The sequence below is a fragment of the Xanthomonas sp. NCPPB 3761 genome (assembly GCF_041475705.2).
In the GTDB taxonomy this organism is placed as follows: domain Bacteria; phylum Pseudomonadota; class Gammaproteobacteria; order Xanthomonadales; family Xanthomonadaceae; genus Xanthomonas; species Xanthomonas phaseoli.
This window is the reverse complement of record NZ_CM191262.1, coordinates 719,412-735,150: the sequence shown is the minus strand read 5'-3', so window position 1 is coordinate 735,150 and position 15,739 is coordinate 719,412. Positions and strand designations below refer to the sequence as shown.

Here is a 15,739-nt window from a genome sequence, read left to right as displayed (position 1 = left end):
GGTTCCATGAAGAAGTCCCGCTTTACCGACAGCCAGATCATCGCCGTGCTCAAGCAGGCCCAGGCCGGTGCGCCCGTGCCGGAGCTGTGCCGCGAGCACGGCATCAGCTCGGCCACGTTCTACAAGTGGCGCAGCAAGTTCGGCGGCATGGACGTGTCCATGGTCGCGCGCATGAAGGAGCTGGAGGAGGAGAACCGCCGGCTCAAGAAGATGTACGCCGAGGCGCAGCTCAGTACCGACCTGCTGAAGGAAGCGCTCGCAAAAAAATGGTGAGGCCATCTCAGCGACGCGAGATGGCCCAATCGGCAGTCACGAGCGGGCGTACGAACATCCGCCACGCCTGCCAGGCCTTCGCGGTGAGCCAGACCTGCTTCCGCTACCAGGCCAAGGCCAGCGAGCAGAACGCCCGGATCGCCGACTGGCTGGTCCGCCTGACGACCGCCCATCGCGACTGGGGCTTTGGCCTGTGCTACCTGTACCTGCGCAACGTGAAGGGCTTTGGCTGGAATCACAAGCGGGTCTACCGGATCTACCGCGAGCTGGAGTTGAACCTGCGGATCAAGCCGAGGAAGCGGCTGGTGCGTGAGCGGCCCGAGCCTCTGGCGGTGCCGGAGGCTATCAACCAGGTCTGGTCGATGGACTTCATGCACGACCAGTTGGCCGACGGCCGCAGCTTCCGGCTGTTCAATGTGCTCGACGACTTCAATCGCGAGGGGCTGGGGATCGAGGTGGATCTGTCGCTGCCGTCAGCCCGTGTGATCCGATCGCTGGAGCAGATCATCGAGTGGCGCGGCAAGCCCGCCGTGATCCGCTGCGACAACGGCCCTGAATACATCAGTGGCGCGTTGCTGTCCTGGGCGCAGCGGCATGGTATCCGGGTCGAGCACATCCAGCCGGGCAAGCCACAGCAGAACGCCTACGTTGAACGCTACAACCGCACCATCCGCTACGCCTGGCTCGCCCAAACCCTGTTCGACACCATCGACCAGGTGCAGGACAAAGCCACCCGCTGGCTATGGACGTACAACCACGAGCGTCCGAATATGGCGCTCGGCGGCATCACGCCTGCCATGAAGTTGGCGATGGCCGCTTAGCTCCACTTCTGGCGACCGCTAAAAGTGGGGGGATTACCCTGGACCAGCGTGCGCGAAGACAAGATGACCCTGCTGCGGACGCTGTGGGGCACGGTGAGCAGCACCACGCCGACGCCGACGCCGACACCTACTCCCACCCCGAGCGCTGGCTTCAGCGCCAAGGTGATCGTGGACAGCAAATGGAACGGTGGCTATTGCAATCGCGTGCAGGTCACCAACGCCGGCACGTCCAGCGGCACCTGGGCGATCTCGCTGCCGGTCACCGGCACCGTCAATAACGCCTGGAACGTCACCTGGTCGCAAAGCGGCAGCATGCTCAAGGCCAGCGGCGTGGACTTCAACCGCACCCTGGCTGCCGGTGCAACCGCCGAATTCGGCTTCTGCGCGGCAGGTTGATTGCAACGCGGCGGGCACGCAGCGGCGTTCCCGCCTTGCCATCGCAGACTGCGAGGCGCCCCCAATTTGGAATGGATAAGGATTGGGAGTTCAACAGAGGCGACTCATTCTGATCACCAGGAATACTTCACGCCCCCTTGGATCATCACGCCTGAATAATCGTTAGAGCCGACTTGCCACCCCAAACTGCCCCAGGTTACGAAGTTATGTCCCACCCTTGCATCGGTGCCACCACTGACTTCCAAGTGATGCCTAGCCGCTTCGGAATTAACTTTCAGACTATCGAAAGACACCGCGCCAGCGTTTGTATTGTTGTACCAGTTCAATGCAATAAAGGGTTGTATCACCTCATCAGAAGATTTGAATGAACCTTGCAGTCGTAAACCCAGGCGGTAGCTCACGTTATCGGGTTTCTCTGAGACCACGCGCGCGCCCGTGGACAGCTCGGTACGTTCAGCCTGTTTATAGTGATCATAGATCACCTCGGCCTGCGGCTGTAAGAACAGCGGCCGAGTGACAGAATCATTCAACCGGAAGCCATAGCCACCTTCTAGAGAAGCAGACGCACTGGATGCATTGTAGGACTCTGCGTCGAGACCATTGTCCTGAATCCGGTTTCTATACCTACCGTAACGCAATGAGCTGTTGATATATGCTCCAATATTTTCCTGAGTGCTGGCGAACCAAGTGCCATACACCCCACCCATCACTCCCCGCACCCTACCGCCTGCACGCTCGCCAGTACTCGACAGTCGAGACGATGTTGTAGCGTTCCCATAACCGACCATGGCACCTACGCGCGTTGCGCCATTCAGCCCAATGTCCACGTCAGCGTCAAGGCCAGTAACCAAGTTACTATAATCCAGACCGATCTTCTGACCTCTAACTTCGTCGTACGAAACACTACCGCCACTCACACGCACCCAAAATGGGGTGTCGAATTCTTCACTAGCAGCACGCTTAGATGCATTTCCTATCCGGGCCTGCAAAGGCACACCAAACATTGATGTCGCCGCATTGCGATTAGCCAGATACACACCTACTTCAGGGCGGAAGGTGCTTGAAGAAATCAAATACCAATCATCGGCAACGCCACCAGCCCCTCCTCGCTTGAGCGTATAGTCGTACGCGCCCGCCGCGATGGTGCCGAAGCGCTCGCGATAACCGGTGGAGCGGCTATCCAAGCTAAATGCGTCGGCGGTGGTAGTCGCTTCGTTGACCGTTTTAACCACAACGATGCCTGTTGACGTTTTAGCCCCAGCGCCACCGGCATTATCAACAATTACACTGGTATGACCAGTTGCACTTCCACCGTCGATAACCAAGCGATCTGCCTGAGAATCATCGCCACCCAGGACCGCGCGGATCCGGAATACGCCATTATTACCCACATAACCGTTACGCACAGTCAGGGAATTACCCGGCGCCGCATTGGAATCGACTGCGGCAAGATCGACCAAGCCAGCGTTTGTGAAACTTTCGCTGAGCAGCAGGTCCTGATTCAGATGGTCCGTATAAGTCCCCAGAGAATTCAACGCATTCAGCGTCCCCGCGTTGATCACAGGAGCGTCGATCGTGGCGAAACTCGCCAAGGCACCTTGCGTATTGACTTGGACCAAACTTGCGTTTCCACTGCCCTGACTCATTACCAGCGTTCCGCCGTCGACCGTGATCGCGCCTGTGGATTCCAGCGTTGCACCGGTCGTGAGAACACCGTTGCCGTCCTTAATGAAAGAACCACTTCCGGTAACAAGGTTATTCAGCGACCAATCCTCAGAGGTATCGACCACGAATGTCCCTGCATTGGTGATCGCCGCAGCGCCCAAGTTCGAAGGCCCGGTGACACGAAGGACAGATCCGGCATCAGCAATCTCCATGGTTCCTGAAAATTGACGATTATCGCCGCTCAGGGTGATGTCAGAAGGGTCAATGCTTAGCCGCCCGCCCCCCGAGAGCGCGTTGACCAGTACGCCATTGGCATCTTGAAACGCCAACTGTCCGTTAATGGCAATTGCCCCGCGCCCCAATCCATTGCCCTGAGAAAGCGTGACCGTTGCGGTAGAAGCAATACTCACCGCAGCGCCCAAGGCTGCATTGCCCCCGGTGATGGCAGTGCTACCGTCGGCGAACGCCAGCGCGCCGTCGCCAGCTAACACACCAGCGATCGCTCCCCCCTTCAGCGTCAGCGACCCACCATCGAGGTTGAGCGCACTACCGGCGACTGTGTCCAGAACCCCCACGGTCTGGGCATGTCCCTGCAAGTTCAACGTCGTGCCCGACGCCATCGCCAACCCGGAGGTTGCGCCAAATGCGTTGTCAGTAGCAATCTCGACCGTCCCTGCCTGGAGCGAGGTCGGTCCTGTGTAGGTGTTCGCCACATTACCTAAGATGACCCTGCCTCCTGCGGCAGTAAGCGATAGACCACCCGTGCCACTGACAACAGCATTGAAGGTTCCTTCTGTCGAGCCGCCGTCCGCCACGTTGAGCGCCAGCACCTTGTCCTGGTAAAGATCTACGCCCTGCAGGCCCCAAGCCAAGTTCAGGTCGTTGGCCTCCTGCGCCAACTTGAGCCCCCATGATCCAAGCCCCACTCCAGTGCCACTGACATCCTTCAACTCCGCACGCAACGGATCCAAAGACAGTCCATTACGATCCTGCAACGTCAGGTCGGCGACAGAACCTTGCAGACCAGAGACGGTATGGACAAGCGTGCGCTCAATATTATCGCCCGAGGTGAACAGGTTCGTCTCATTGATTTGTCCCTGCTCGACACTTGAGAGATCGGCTTCGATGGTGCCCGACGTCATGGCCAAGGACTGGGCAGTCACCGGCGCCTGGTCGGCCAGATCAAGTGTGCCCCCATCAAGGCCAAGCGCCCCTGTCGCGTTCGTGTCTAGCGTGAGCACGTTACCGTCGCCCGAGACCAGGGTTGCTGCGCCAAACATGCCGCTACTGCGGCCATCTAGGGTGTAGTGTCCATTCACCAGACTTACCTTGCCCGTAAACGCATCGAACCCCGACAGGCGATAGCCAGCATCGGCAGAACCCGCTGTCAGCAAAAATGCACCGCCGCCCATCCAGGCATTGCCGAGTCCAAGGGGTTCCCCTTGAGCCGCATTCACCGCCAACGTACCATCGACAATACCCAAGGACAGCTGCGAAAGCTCGGTGTCGGCCGCTGTCAACATACTGTCACCGGCCACATTCAAGGTTCCGGCAAAAGCTGATAGTCCGGACAAGTTCGCCTGGGTGCCATCGGCGGCCATCAGCAACCCTGTACCGGTAACGCTGTTGTCTAGCGTGCCCGTTACCCCGCTGAGTCGCAGTTCGGAATCATTGTTGATCGCACTGCTGCCCAGTGCGCCCGCTGTCTTTAGCACAAGCCTACCGCTTGTTATATCGGTACTGCCGGTAAAGTTCACATTGTTGTGCTCTATTCTCCATGCGTTATCTCCGGTCTTTGCCAATTGACCGGCACCCGAAATCTCATTCGCCAAGGTTGAGTCTTCCGTTCCCGCAAGATTCAAGACAGCATTATTGACAATGCCACCCGCGCCTGCTGCATCAGAGGTCAACAACGTGAGACGGCCACTGCTTACGGTCGTACCCCCGGTGAAGGTATTGGCCTGCGCCAACGTCCAATTGCCGGTATTCGTCACTGCCCCGCTACCCGTGAGCACGTTACTCAAGGTGGTCGCCTCACTTCCGCCCAAAACCAAGCCACCCTGAAGAGCGATGTCGCCTTGCCCAAGCCCATTACCTTGCGAAAGGATCGCCGTAGCGCTCGGCGCAATGCTCACTGCGGCTTGGAGGTCTGCGTTGGCGCCCGTAATGGCCGTGTTGCCGTCGACGAACACCAATGCGCCGTCGCCGGCAAGACGCCCCGCAATCGCCCCACCCTTCACGCTAAGCGACCCGCCGCCCAGATCGAGCAGGCTGCCATCGGCGGTATCCAGGGCACCCACAGCCTGCGTATGGCCGCGCAAGTTCAACGTCGCTCCTTCCCCCAAGGCGAGGCTGGACGACGCGCCAAACGCGTTGTCCGTTGCCGCATCGACGGTACCTGCCGTCAGCGACGTACTCCCTGTATACGCATTGGCAACATTGCCGAAAGTCAGCGTGCCGCCCTCAGCACTGAGCGCTACCCCGCCCGCACCGCTGAGGATTGCATCGACGGTTGCCACCGTCGAACCGCTGTCTGCCAGGTTGACCGAGAGTGCCTTGTCTTGGTAAATGTCCACGTTCGTCAGGCCGGAAGCAATGCCGAGCGTGAGTCCTTGCTGAGCGAGTTTAAAGCCCCAAGACGCCGTGCCTACCGTGTCTCCGTCGCTGCCATGGATCTCGGTCTGGTCACTGCTATTCACCCCGTCTAAGGTCAATGCGGCAGCGGTACCGGTGATTGTGTCTGCAGAAATCAAGCCTTGAACGAACGTATCGCTGTTAGTGAAGAAAGTTGCGTTTTCTGGATCCGCAGTAGGCGCCGGCAAAGAGCTGCCGTCAACACGGATGCCCCCCGACGTCAGTGTCAACGACGCAGCGCTGTGCAGCGTCAGGTCCGTACCAACATCGAGTGTCCCGCCGTTGAAGGCAATGTCGCCATGCCCGAGCGAGGTCGAGTTACCGAGTTCAAGCACGCCACCGGTCAGTGTCGTATTACCGTCAAAGGCCGCTGTAGTGAGTTTGGTGCGTCCACTGTAAATATCGAGGTTGAGTGATCCGCCGCCCTGTACTTCTAAGTTTTTATCGAATGCATAGTTCGTAGCGGTATGATTGAAAACCAAGTTGGCAGTGCCCAATCCAACATGGATCGCGCCATCGGACGTCGCTACGGTTCCTGGTGCAGCTGCGTCACTTCCGGCCGCAGCACCGATGACAAGAGAGCCAACACTGCCAACACTGCTCGCGAGCGTCAGCGTCTTTTGGGTGGTGACGTTGCCGCCGCCGCTGATCGACACCACCCCGGTGCCCGTATTGCCGACGTGTAACTCTCCCGGGGTCGTCACTGTGCCGCCGTTATCGACGTTCAGGGTTCCAGCGCCCGCATCGCCGACGTAGAGACCATAGCCGTTAGGCGAGCTCAATAGAGAGTTGGCACCGGTCACGGTCAGCGTGCCAGTGGATCCCGCCTGTTGCCCGACGTACACGGAGCCATCAAAGGTGGCGCTGGCACCGTCTTCGATCGACGTCTGCCCCTCACCCTCAACGCCGACATACAGCTGGTGGAACCCATGCAATAGGGAGTTGGCACCGGTCACGGTAAGCGTGCCAGTGGATCCTGCGAGGTGACCGAGGGTCACACTCCCATGAACTGCAGCACTGGCACCGTCGTTGACCGACAGCTCCCCGGTGCCCGCATCGCCGACGTAGAGACCATAGCCGTTAGGCGAGCTCAATAGAGAGTTGGCACCGGTCACGGTCAGCGTGCCAGTGGATCCCGCCTGTTGCCCGACGTACACGGAGCCATCAAAGGTGGCGCTGGCACCGTCTTCGATCGACGTCTGCCCCTCACCCTCAACGCCGACATACAGCTGGTGGAACCCATGCAATAGGGAGTTGGCACCGGTCACGGTAAGCGTGCCAGTGGATCCTGCGAGGTGACCGAGGGTCACACTCCCATGAACTGCAGCACTGGCACCGTCGTTGACCGACAGCTCCCCGGTGCCCGCATCGCCGACGTAGAGACCATAGCCGTTAGGCGAGCTCAATAGAGAGTTGGCACCGGTCACGGTAAGCGTGCCAGTGGATCCTGCGAGGTGACCGAGGGTCACACTCCCATGAAATGCAGCACTGGCACCGTCGTTGACCGACAGCTCCCCGGTGCCCGCATCGCCGACGTAGAGCGGCTTCCCACCGAGATACATGTCAAATAGGGAGCTCGTACCGGCAACGGTGAGCGTGCCGGTGGATCCCGCAAGCGCGCCGAGGCGTACGGTCCCATTGACGACATTGAAGATGCCGCCGCCGCTGATCGACACCCTCCCGGTGCCCGTATTTCCGACGTATGCGTCCCCTTTGGTCGTCGCTGTGCCGCCGTTATCGACGTTCAGCGTTCCAGCGCCCGCATCGCCGACGTAGAGACCATAGCCGTTAGGCGAGCTCAATAGAGAGTTGGCACCGGTCACGGTCAGCGTGCCAGTGGATCCCGCCTGTTGCCCGACGTACACGGAGCCATCAAAGGTGGCGCTGGCACCGTCTTCGATCGACGTCTGCCCCTCACCCTCAACGCCGACATACAGCTGGTGGAACCCATGCAATAGGGAGTTGGCACCGGTCACGGTCAGCGTGCCCGTGGATCCCGCCTGTTGCCCGACGTACACGGAGCTATCAAGGGTGGCGCTGGCACCGTCTTCGATCGACGTCTGCCCCTCACCCTCAACGCCGACATACAGCTCGTGGACCACATGCAATAGAGAGTTGGCACCGGTCGCGGTGAGCGTGCCAGTGGATCCCGCGAACAGACCCAAATGAAGAATACCGAAATCGCCGGTGCCACCATTATCGACGTTCACTACCCCCCTCCCCGCCACCCCGATAATCGAACTAGTATGAGTGCCGAGAGGCCCCGTTATATTACTTGCAATTCCCGAATCACTCGCCCCGGAAACATTTATTTCTCCATAGCCAGATTTTTGACTTCCGAGTTCTAGTGGACTATTGATAGCTCCCAAACCACCGTTCGTTATATTAATTATTCCGCTACCGGAATCACCGACTTTCATCGTTCCAAAGATCGGCTGGCTGCTAAAAAAATCGCTTGGGACAGTTCTTAAAATTGAAGATTCGCCGTCAATATTCACCACTCCCCGCCCACCCTCGCTTTCGCCGAGCGTCAACGAACCATCGGTATCTAATAGAAATACACCGCCATTTTTTATGTTGACCTCCCCAGCCCCCTGACCCCCGATGATAGTGTGCCCAATCGCGGAGATGTCACCCGGTTGCGGGTGGGGAATGGAAGCTCCCAACGAAAAAAGCGAGCCATCCCCTTCAACATCAACAGTGCCTGCTCCGTCGGCATAACGACCAACATACAAATTATTCCGGAACGCAATACTACCATCCATTACGGATAGGGCCCCGTCAGCATGCCCCCCCACATATACATCATCCGAAATACCGAACAATCCTGCGCTGAAGGTTTTCGTAGGGCCAGTAATGATGACATCGCTGGCGTTTGCCGAAAACACCCCAAGCATCAATGCCGTGGCTGTGGCCTGAGCAATTTTCGTCCTGCGTGCATGAATTTTCATAAGAAATTACCCATATAATAAAACTACAGCTTGGGATCCCTTTCCTTTCAGAAGGGGGCCTACCATGAATCCAAACTTTCCCAGCGAAATTGGCCGTAGCTTAAGAATAGCAAAGCAATTCACCCAAGCAGGCCGGAGGCTGAAAGGAAAAACGCTGAAAAAAAGCATATGACACAACAAAAAGCGAACACGCCTGCCAATCAAATGTGCATTTCGGTAACAATGCCTACCAATTCAAGGCAGAGCGACTACAGGGCTGCACCAATTCATTCCATGCCTCTGTACACGGAACGCTGACAACGTTCTATGCGAGGGACGGGGCAGAAAATTAGCACCGCACACAAGCCACCATCAGATCCGACGACCTAATGTACCCTACTGTAGTCCAGAAAGAATGCGAACCACACTTGATTTCGAACTACTGCATAGCTTGAAATTAAGTCGACACCGCCTCACTAATCATAACTATTAATGCATACGTACGACGTCGCGACTACTGGCGTCGCAACTACCATCGTGCATTACGCCAATTGCACGAAGCAACGATCGGGAAAAATTTCCAAGGCAACGCCACTCACAGTCGAGCCAGCACCCGCAATAGGGAGTCCACCGAATAGCTCGTGGAGTTATTGGCGAACGTGAGATTTCACCTGATCCGACAACCACCCATGCCGGAAATCAACACTTGCGCGCGATGGAATCACTTCAAGCTCTTGAGCGGGATTTGATTGAATGGCTATTCAAAGCCACCTTAGCCGGACAAGGCGCCGCATCTTCGCTGTGTAGAGATCTAGGCCAATATTCTTCATTGTTAGCATGCAATAGCGCATCGGCCTTGATCAAACAAACCATCCACGCAAACCCAAAAATTAAAATAGCAGTCAGACCAGCGGCTATCCACCACTCTGACGGCTGACGCATAAATCTCACGGCATTGCTCCTCGATAACTTAAATTTTTTACCTACATCACAGATCCGGGTCGGATGCTGGTGAGGTCTGTAAACTATTGAACTGTGACCCGCGTCGTCTGGACGCAACAGCACCACGCTGCGTAAGCTACCGCTTCATAGCTGCCGCCAATCCGGACACCAGCGCCCAGGCGGCCACGGCATTTAGCATACAAACCCTGAAAAGCACTACCCTTGAGATGCTTTTCGCTACGCACCTACAGGCAGCACCATTTCCGTGCTTGGCGCGCATTGCTGCGCGGAACGACCCAGACGTTTTTGGACTGGATTGATGGGCGATGCCGGAACTGCTGTAGACCGAAAAGCATGGCCGATCTGGCAAGATTGCAAGTTCAATCATCCCGACAACAAACCCACCGCATGACTAATGGCATAGTATGTACCACTACCCCCATCCTCCGGGATGGGCAATAGGCCACTTACACATGGGCGGATGCCCAACGTTAAAGCCGCGCCGATGCAGACCACAGGCAACCAGTGACGTATGCCGCCCCTCGTCCCCAAAAAACACACCTACCAATTTGGAACCAGTACAAAATGCACAGAATAACAGTAGGTATTGCCGACGATCACCCGATCGTGCTGCTCGGGGTGACGAGCGTGCTTAAAGATCAGCTAGATCTGGAGATTGTCTTCAGCTGCGATGTGATCGAACAACTATTGGACCACATTGCGGAACGACCGGTAGACGTGCTTTTGTGCGATTTTGAGTTCGAGAGCGACCCCCAAGCGGATGGATTGCATCTGCTACAACGCCTGCGCCGCATGGCACCGGCGATGCGCCTGCTAGTGGTGAGCGCACACTCGTCCCCGGCAATCGTATCGGCGGCACTGGAACTGGGCGCCGCCGGCTTTATCGGCAAAAGCCGTGCGGACTTTGGCAATCTAGCCAATGCGGTGCGTGACGTCGCCGCCGGCGCGCTCTACATCCCACCGGCCCTGAGTGCAGCCTTGTTGGCAACGCGCTACAGCAAGAGCCGCACGATCGGCATCGGCACACTCTCACCCAAGGAAGCCTCTGTGGCGCGGATGACCGCAGAAGGGCTAACGATCATCGAGATCGCGGCGCGCCTCAACCGTAGCCCGAAGACCATTAGCAACCAGAAGGTTGCTGCGATGAAGAAACTAGGCGCTAAGAACGATGCGGAACTTGCGACACTGATGCAGAAATTTTAACAACACTGAGACAGGCATTCAGCAAGCTATTTGATTCGCGTGTCCACGTTGCCTATGAGTTGCCGGCAACTTGCGAAAATCGTGATCCAGTCTCCCTTCACACACTGCCGCTGCAAGAGCTTTACCTCGTCGACCAGTTGATCGAGCCCTAGTGCCATCAGCGCACCTTGTAATCGATGGACCCGGCGACACAGCACGTCCCGATCACGCTCCAACAAAGCCTGTTCAATCTGGTCGCGCTCCTTACCCCATTCGGCGCGGAAGGCTTGGTGCAGCAGCACGTCGAGTTCATCCGAACCCGGTTCGCGCGAGGCATTGATCTTCGTATTATCTGGTCGATTAAGCATCGTCGTCCTCAACACGCGGCGTAGATCGCTCAGCAGCACAGGCTTCTGCAACTGATCGGAAAACAGCTGGGTATCTGCCTGTATTTCTGCGGCGGCGGAGGCAGAAGTGGCGACGACGCGCGCCTCCGGATCCAGTTCGCGTAGCTTCTGCAGCAGCCCTACACCATCCAGACCTGGCATGCCCAGATCGGTGATGACCAGATCCGCACGCCGCTCCAGCCACATCTCCAGAGCCTCCACGCCATCGACAGCGATCCGTACCTGCTGGCAGCCGAGCGCGGCCAACTGATGCTTGATCAGGGTTCGATTCACTGCATCGTCTTCTGCAATCAAGATATCCAATTGCAGCCCGATCGACTCATCGCTGGCCACCGCACGCGGCATCTCCGGCGAGACCACAACGCCACCAGTCAGGTGGATCAGCGCATCCAGCAGTCCCGACGAGGTCATCGAACTGACCTCGACGTGCTGACCGCGTAGACGTGGAGCAAATGGTCCTTTGACTGTCACCGACACAGTACCCAGGCGCGGGAGGCGTATCGCACTGAGCGCCTGCCATTGGCCACCGGGTGGTTGGGCGATCAACCGGATATCGATCGGCTGATTGACTGGCTCACCCTCGACCACCGTTGCCCCCCAATGCCGCAAGCGCTTCACAAGCGCTGCGTACGAGCTCGGATCGCCACACACTACCTGGGCGGAAACATCGTGCAGCGGGCTCGCCTGTGCACCGGTGCGCACGGTGGGCTTGAACGGAAGATCGACCCGGAACACGCTGCCCACACCCGGTTCGCTGCGCACGCTGATCTCCCCTCCCATCAAATGACTCAGATTCCTGCATAGAAACAAGCCAAGACCGGTGCCGCCATAACGCCGGCTGATGCTGTCGTCGGCCTGAGCCAGCGACTTGAAGATTGCTGATTGCATCGCTGCAGGAATCCCAATACCGGTATCTCTGACTTCAAAGCGTATCCAAACCTCACTTTCCTCCTGACGGATACGCCGCGATGAAATGGCGATCGAACCTCTCTCGGTAAATTTGGCCGCATTGCCAAGCAAATTTTGCAAAATCTGGGTTAGACGCTGCTCATCACCTTCCACCACCTGATCCGCATCTGGGTCGGTGAGACAGTAGAACGCGACCCCTGACCGAATGATCGCCGCTTCAAAACTACGCGCGCAGCTCTCGACCACTTGGTTCGGCGACATCGCCACCGGACTGATCTGCAAGGCGTTGGCTTCTAGCTTTGTAGAATCCAGCAGATCGTTGACCAAGCCAAGCAAAGCATCAAAGGAGCGCTGGATCATTTCAACCCACTCCCTCTGCTCGTAGCCCAACAAACTGCGCGATAGCAATTCGAGATGCCCCATCGCGCCGTGCAGCGGTGTGCGGATCTCATGACTGACGATCGCCAGAAACATCGATTTTGCACGATTCGCTTCGTCGGCAGTGTGCTTGGCTTCTACAAGCAAACGCTCGTTGGCTTTGCGCTCATTGAGGTCCACCAAACCCAACAATACCGCCGGGCGACCTTCGAAGCGTGTCTGTGAGGATGCAACGCCAATGTAGCCACTCTTGCCTTCAGCCATTGTCCATAACACTTCGACAAAGGAATGGCTGACACCCTTCGACATTCCAACAGAGCGCTCTTGCATGACGTGACGATAGAACCGCAATCCATCATCGAGGCTCTTGCCACCGCGCATGTGTCGTGCAAGTGGATTTTCCAGCAGAACGGATCCAGTATCCGGTGCGTACACACCGATGCCGATCGGCAATGTATCGATGATTGCCTTACTGAAATGCTGCGCTTCGATCAGATGCTCTGCGCTCTCCAATAACGGCTTGGTGATCCGCAGATCGAAGTACACCGCAGAGGCCCATATGAATCCAAGAGCAAACACACAGATCAGCGTAGCGGTGATGAACTCTCTCCGCAGGCCTTGCAACAAATCTTGCCAGGGGTAGGCAGATACCGCGATCCACGCAGGGCCAGAAATACGCTGAACGACGTAAAAGACACCATCCTTGTAAAAAGCGCGAGGAACTGCGCCAGCGCGCTTGACCATCGCAAGGTTGGCATCTATTTGCGCGAGCAGTGCACGCTCTTCTGACGAGCTCGGCTGATCGCCTAAGTTCTGGTGTGCATCCTTACTCAGGAGGAAGAATCGACCGTCTGGCCCATTCTGGCCCAGAAAAAAATGCATAAACTCTTTGTCCGGTAACGACAGGGCCATGGTCAGGACGCGCTTGTCGCCTTGGTACATCGGTACAGCGAGCCTGGAAACCGGCACTTGCCGCTCCCCACTATCAGCAGGCAGCCATAGCGGGCGCAGCTGACGAGCTTGATTTGGTGGAATGGAAGCAAGCAGCTGCTCGAACGCTCCGATGCGACTCTCAACGAATGCCCGAGGCCCCTGCGAACGCGCCTGCTGCATCTCGGATAACGACATCACCGGTGACGACGCCAGAAATCGCGCGTCCTGCGAGTAGATGAAGCCTTCCAATGTTACGCCAACCTTTCTTGCGTCAATCGATGGAACACCAGAAAGATCTCGCACCACACGCAATGCCATCGCCAGATGTGCTTCACCCTGCGGACCGTTCAAGGAACTGACAACTGTAAAAGGAATTGCCGTCAGATCGCCATCGGTCACCACCACGCCACCATCGCGTACCAACCTATGCGCATATCGGTGCAGCGGCACCGCATCAGTCTGACGTAGCTTCCATATGCTCTCATAGAGACTGGCAAATTGAGTAAGCCGGGCAGACAGCTTGTCTACCTCATTCTGGACGCCCTCACTCTTCCTGACAAACTGAGTCATCTGGTGATCGCGGTACTGATCAATGCTCCCACTTCCGAACAGCAGCGCAGAAATAATAATTGCAAACGAAAGCGCAGCCGCAGATCCATACAATATGCGCCTGTAATACTGCTCTGTCCTAGCTAGCAAACGCTCCGGCATCTCTTCCCTCCGAGAACCCTTCACCGAGCAGCGGCTCGGCATGCTTTGAGGATAGCCGAGAGGCGATAGCGCGTCATTGTGCACTATCCAAATTGGATGCCCCCTCTCCCCAGGTCATGATAGTTGTCCGCTCCCCCGAATCCTCAGATGTAGACCCGTAAGCTCCCCCACTTGGCATGTGCCCGGTAATCCCCCCGCCCATTAGCAGGCTGCTGAAATACGACTGAAGATCAACGACAAATGATCGTCCAGGAAAGCCGATCTGGATGCGTTGGTGAAAAATTGACCGTCGCCGAGCCGTTTCGGGGTCTCGATAGTCCAATTCAGTGCAATCTTGCTGCCTTTCATGCTGGTTTTCCGCTCTGCAGGCGCAACTGTCCCAAGGTGCGCATGCGCACCAGGTTGTAGGCGGTCATGTTCAACACGAAGATCTGATCCACCTTGTCCAGGCCGCGCACCATGACCTGCCGGATGCGTCCAATCAGTTTGGCCCAGCCGAAGCCCTGTTCGATCAGTTTGCGTTTGTTCTGGGAGATCGCATAACCATCGCTCGCGGCAATGGCGTTCGGGACCGCCGAACGCCGGTTGCTGGTGTTCTGCGCGATGTGCGGGACAACCTTCATCTCCTGCAAGGCCTTGACGAACTCGGCCGCGTCATAGCCCTTGTCCGCACCCAGCGTCAGTGCGCCTTCCGGGTTGGCCTGGCATGCATCGCCGATCATGGCCTTGGCCGCTTCACGTTCGGCGTGGCCATCGGCATGCGTCACTCGCGCATTGGCAATCAGGCCATGACGGTTGTCCGTGAGCGTGTGGCCCATGTAGCGAAGTTCGCTGGCTGTCTTACCCTTCCGGTACAGGCGTGCGTCGGGATCGGTGGTCGATGCATGCGTGTCGTTGCTGCGCGAGGTGCCACGGAAGTCGGCACCATCTCCATCGTCAGCCCCATCCTTACGCACAAAGCTCTTGTGCCCGGCCCAGGCCTGGATCAGCGTTCCGTCCACGCTGAAGTGTTCGCCCGACAACCAACCTTCGGCGTCAGCCATCGCCACGACATCGTTGAAGAGCGCCACCACCACGTCATGCTCGATCAGCCGCTCGCGGTTCTTGGTGAACACCGTTGGCACCCAGACCGCATCATCCATCGACAGGCCGATGAACCAGCGGAACAGCAGGTTGTACTGCACCTGCTCCATCAACTGACACTCGGAACGGATGCTGTAGAACACCTGCAGCAACATGGCCCGCGCCAGCTTCTCCGGCGCAATGCTCGGGCGGCCTCCTTTGTAGCTCGGCTCGTACATGCGTTCGAACAAGCCATCCAGGCGCCTCAACGCCGCGTTGACCATCTCGCGCACGGGGCGCAACGGATGCGTGCCCGGGATGAAGTCATCCAGCCGCTTCACCGTGAACAACTGCTCGCTGAAAACGTCTACGCCGCGCATTGATGATCTACAGTTGGTGGGATGACAACAGTCTATGCTGGCTAGAGGTATTTCCGCAGCCTGCTAGACCTGAATCCATAGCAGCTGCGCCCCCA

The 15,739-nt window shown here is 57.6% G+C and carries 6 protein-coding genes and 1 pseudogene; 3 read left to right on the top strand and 4 right to left on the bottom strand.

Features of this window, described 5'->3' with window-relative positions; translation table 11 throughout:
- Positions 1–6: 6 nt before the first annotated feature.
- A protein-coding gene (locus ACCQ00_RS03210; protein WP_099770635.1) for an IS3-like element ISXac2 family transposase occupies positions 7–1,094 on the top strand; the annotation gives its coding sequence in 2 pieces (ribosomal slippage) (positions 7–259 and positions 259–1,094; 1,089 coding nt in all).
- A gap of 27 nt (positions 1,095–1,121) precedes the next feature.
- Positions 1,122–1,490, top strand: a pseudogene (locus tag ACCQ00_RS03205) (cellulose binding domain-containing protein); the annotation flags it as partial.
- Positions 1,491–1,603: 113 nt separating this feature from the next.
- Here ACCQ00_RS03205 and ACCQ00_RS03200 read toward each other — a convergent pair.
- Positions 1,604–8,740, bottom strand: a complete 7,137-nt coding sequence (locus ACCQ00_RS03200) for an autotransporter outer membrane beta-barrel domain-containing protein (RefSeq protein ID WP_372354063.1) — start codon at positions 8,738–8,740, stop codon at positions 1,604–1,606.
- Between the two features lie 1,506 nt (positions 8,741–10,246).
- Here ACCQ00_RS03200 and ACCQ00_RS03195 point away from each other — a divergent pair.
- On the top strand, positions 10,247–10,885 hold the full coding sequence (locus tag ACCQ00_RS03195; RefSeq protein ID WP_039567596.1) for a response regulator: 639 nt from the start codon (positions 10,247–10,249) through the stop codon (positions 10,883–10,885).
- Between the two features lie 26 nt (positions 10,886–10,911).
- Here ACCQ00_RS03195 and ACCQ00_RS03190 read toward each other — a convergent pair whose 3' ends face one another.
- From ACCQ00_RS03190 to ACCQ00_RS03180, 3 genes are all read right to left on the bottom strand, one after another.
- A complete protein-coding gene (locus ACCQ00_RS03190) occupies positions 10,912–14,202 on the bottom strand; it encodes an ATP-binding protein (RefSeq protein ID WP_039583360.1) in 3,291 nt (1,096 codons plus the stop codon).
- A 201-nt stretch (positions 14,203–14,403) separates the two neighbouring features.
- Positions 14,404–14,550, bottom strand: coding sequence for a hypothetical protein (locus ACCQ00_RS03185; RefSeq protein ID WP_158526406.1), 147 nt, complete (start codon positions 14,548–14,550; stop codon positions 14,404–14,406).
- Positions 14,547–15,644: an IS5 family transposase gene (locus ACCQ00_RS03180; protein ID WP_039583358.1), complete on the bottom strand. Its 1,098-nt coding sequence runs from the start codon at positions 15,642–15,644 to the stop codon at positions 14,547–14,549. The genes ACCQ00_RS03185 and ACCQ00_RS03180 overlap by 4 nt, the downstream gene beginning before the upstream one ends.
- Positions 15,645–15,739: the final 95 nt, after the last annotated feature.

What these genes read in the sequence shown, in the direction of transcription:
- ACCQ00_RS03200 (WP_372354063.1), bottom strand. Translation starts at nt 8,740, where the DNA reads ATGAAAATTCATGCACGCAGGACGAAAATTGCTCAGGCCACAGCCACG.
- ACCQ00_RS03190 (WP_039583360.1), bottom strand. Translation starts at nt 14,202, where the DNA reads ATGCCGGAGCGTTTGCTAGCTAGGACAGAGCAGTATTACAGGCGCATA.
- ACCQ00_RS03185 (WP_158526406.1), bottom strand. Translation starts at nt 14,550, where the DNA reads ATGAAAGGCAGCAAGATTGCACTGAATTGGACTATCGAGACCCCGAAA.
- ACCQ00_RS03180 (WP_039583358.1), bottom strand. Translation starts at nt 15,644, where the DNA reads ATGCGCGGCGTAGACGTTTTCAGCGAGCAGTTGTTCACGGTGAAGCGG.
- ACCQ00_RS03195 (WP_039567596.1), top strand. Translation starts at nt 10,247, where the DNA reads ATGCACAGAATAACAGTAGGTATTGCCGACGATCACCCGATCGTGCTG.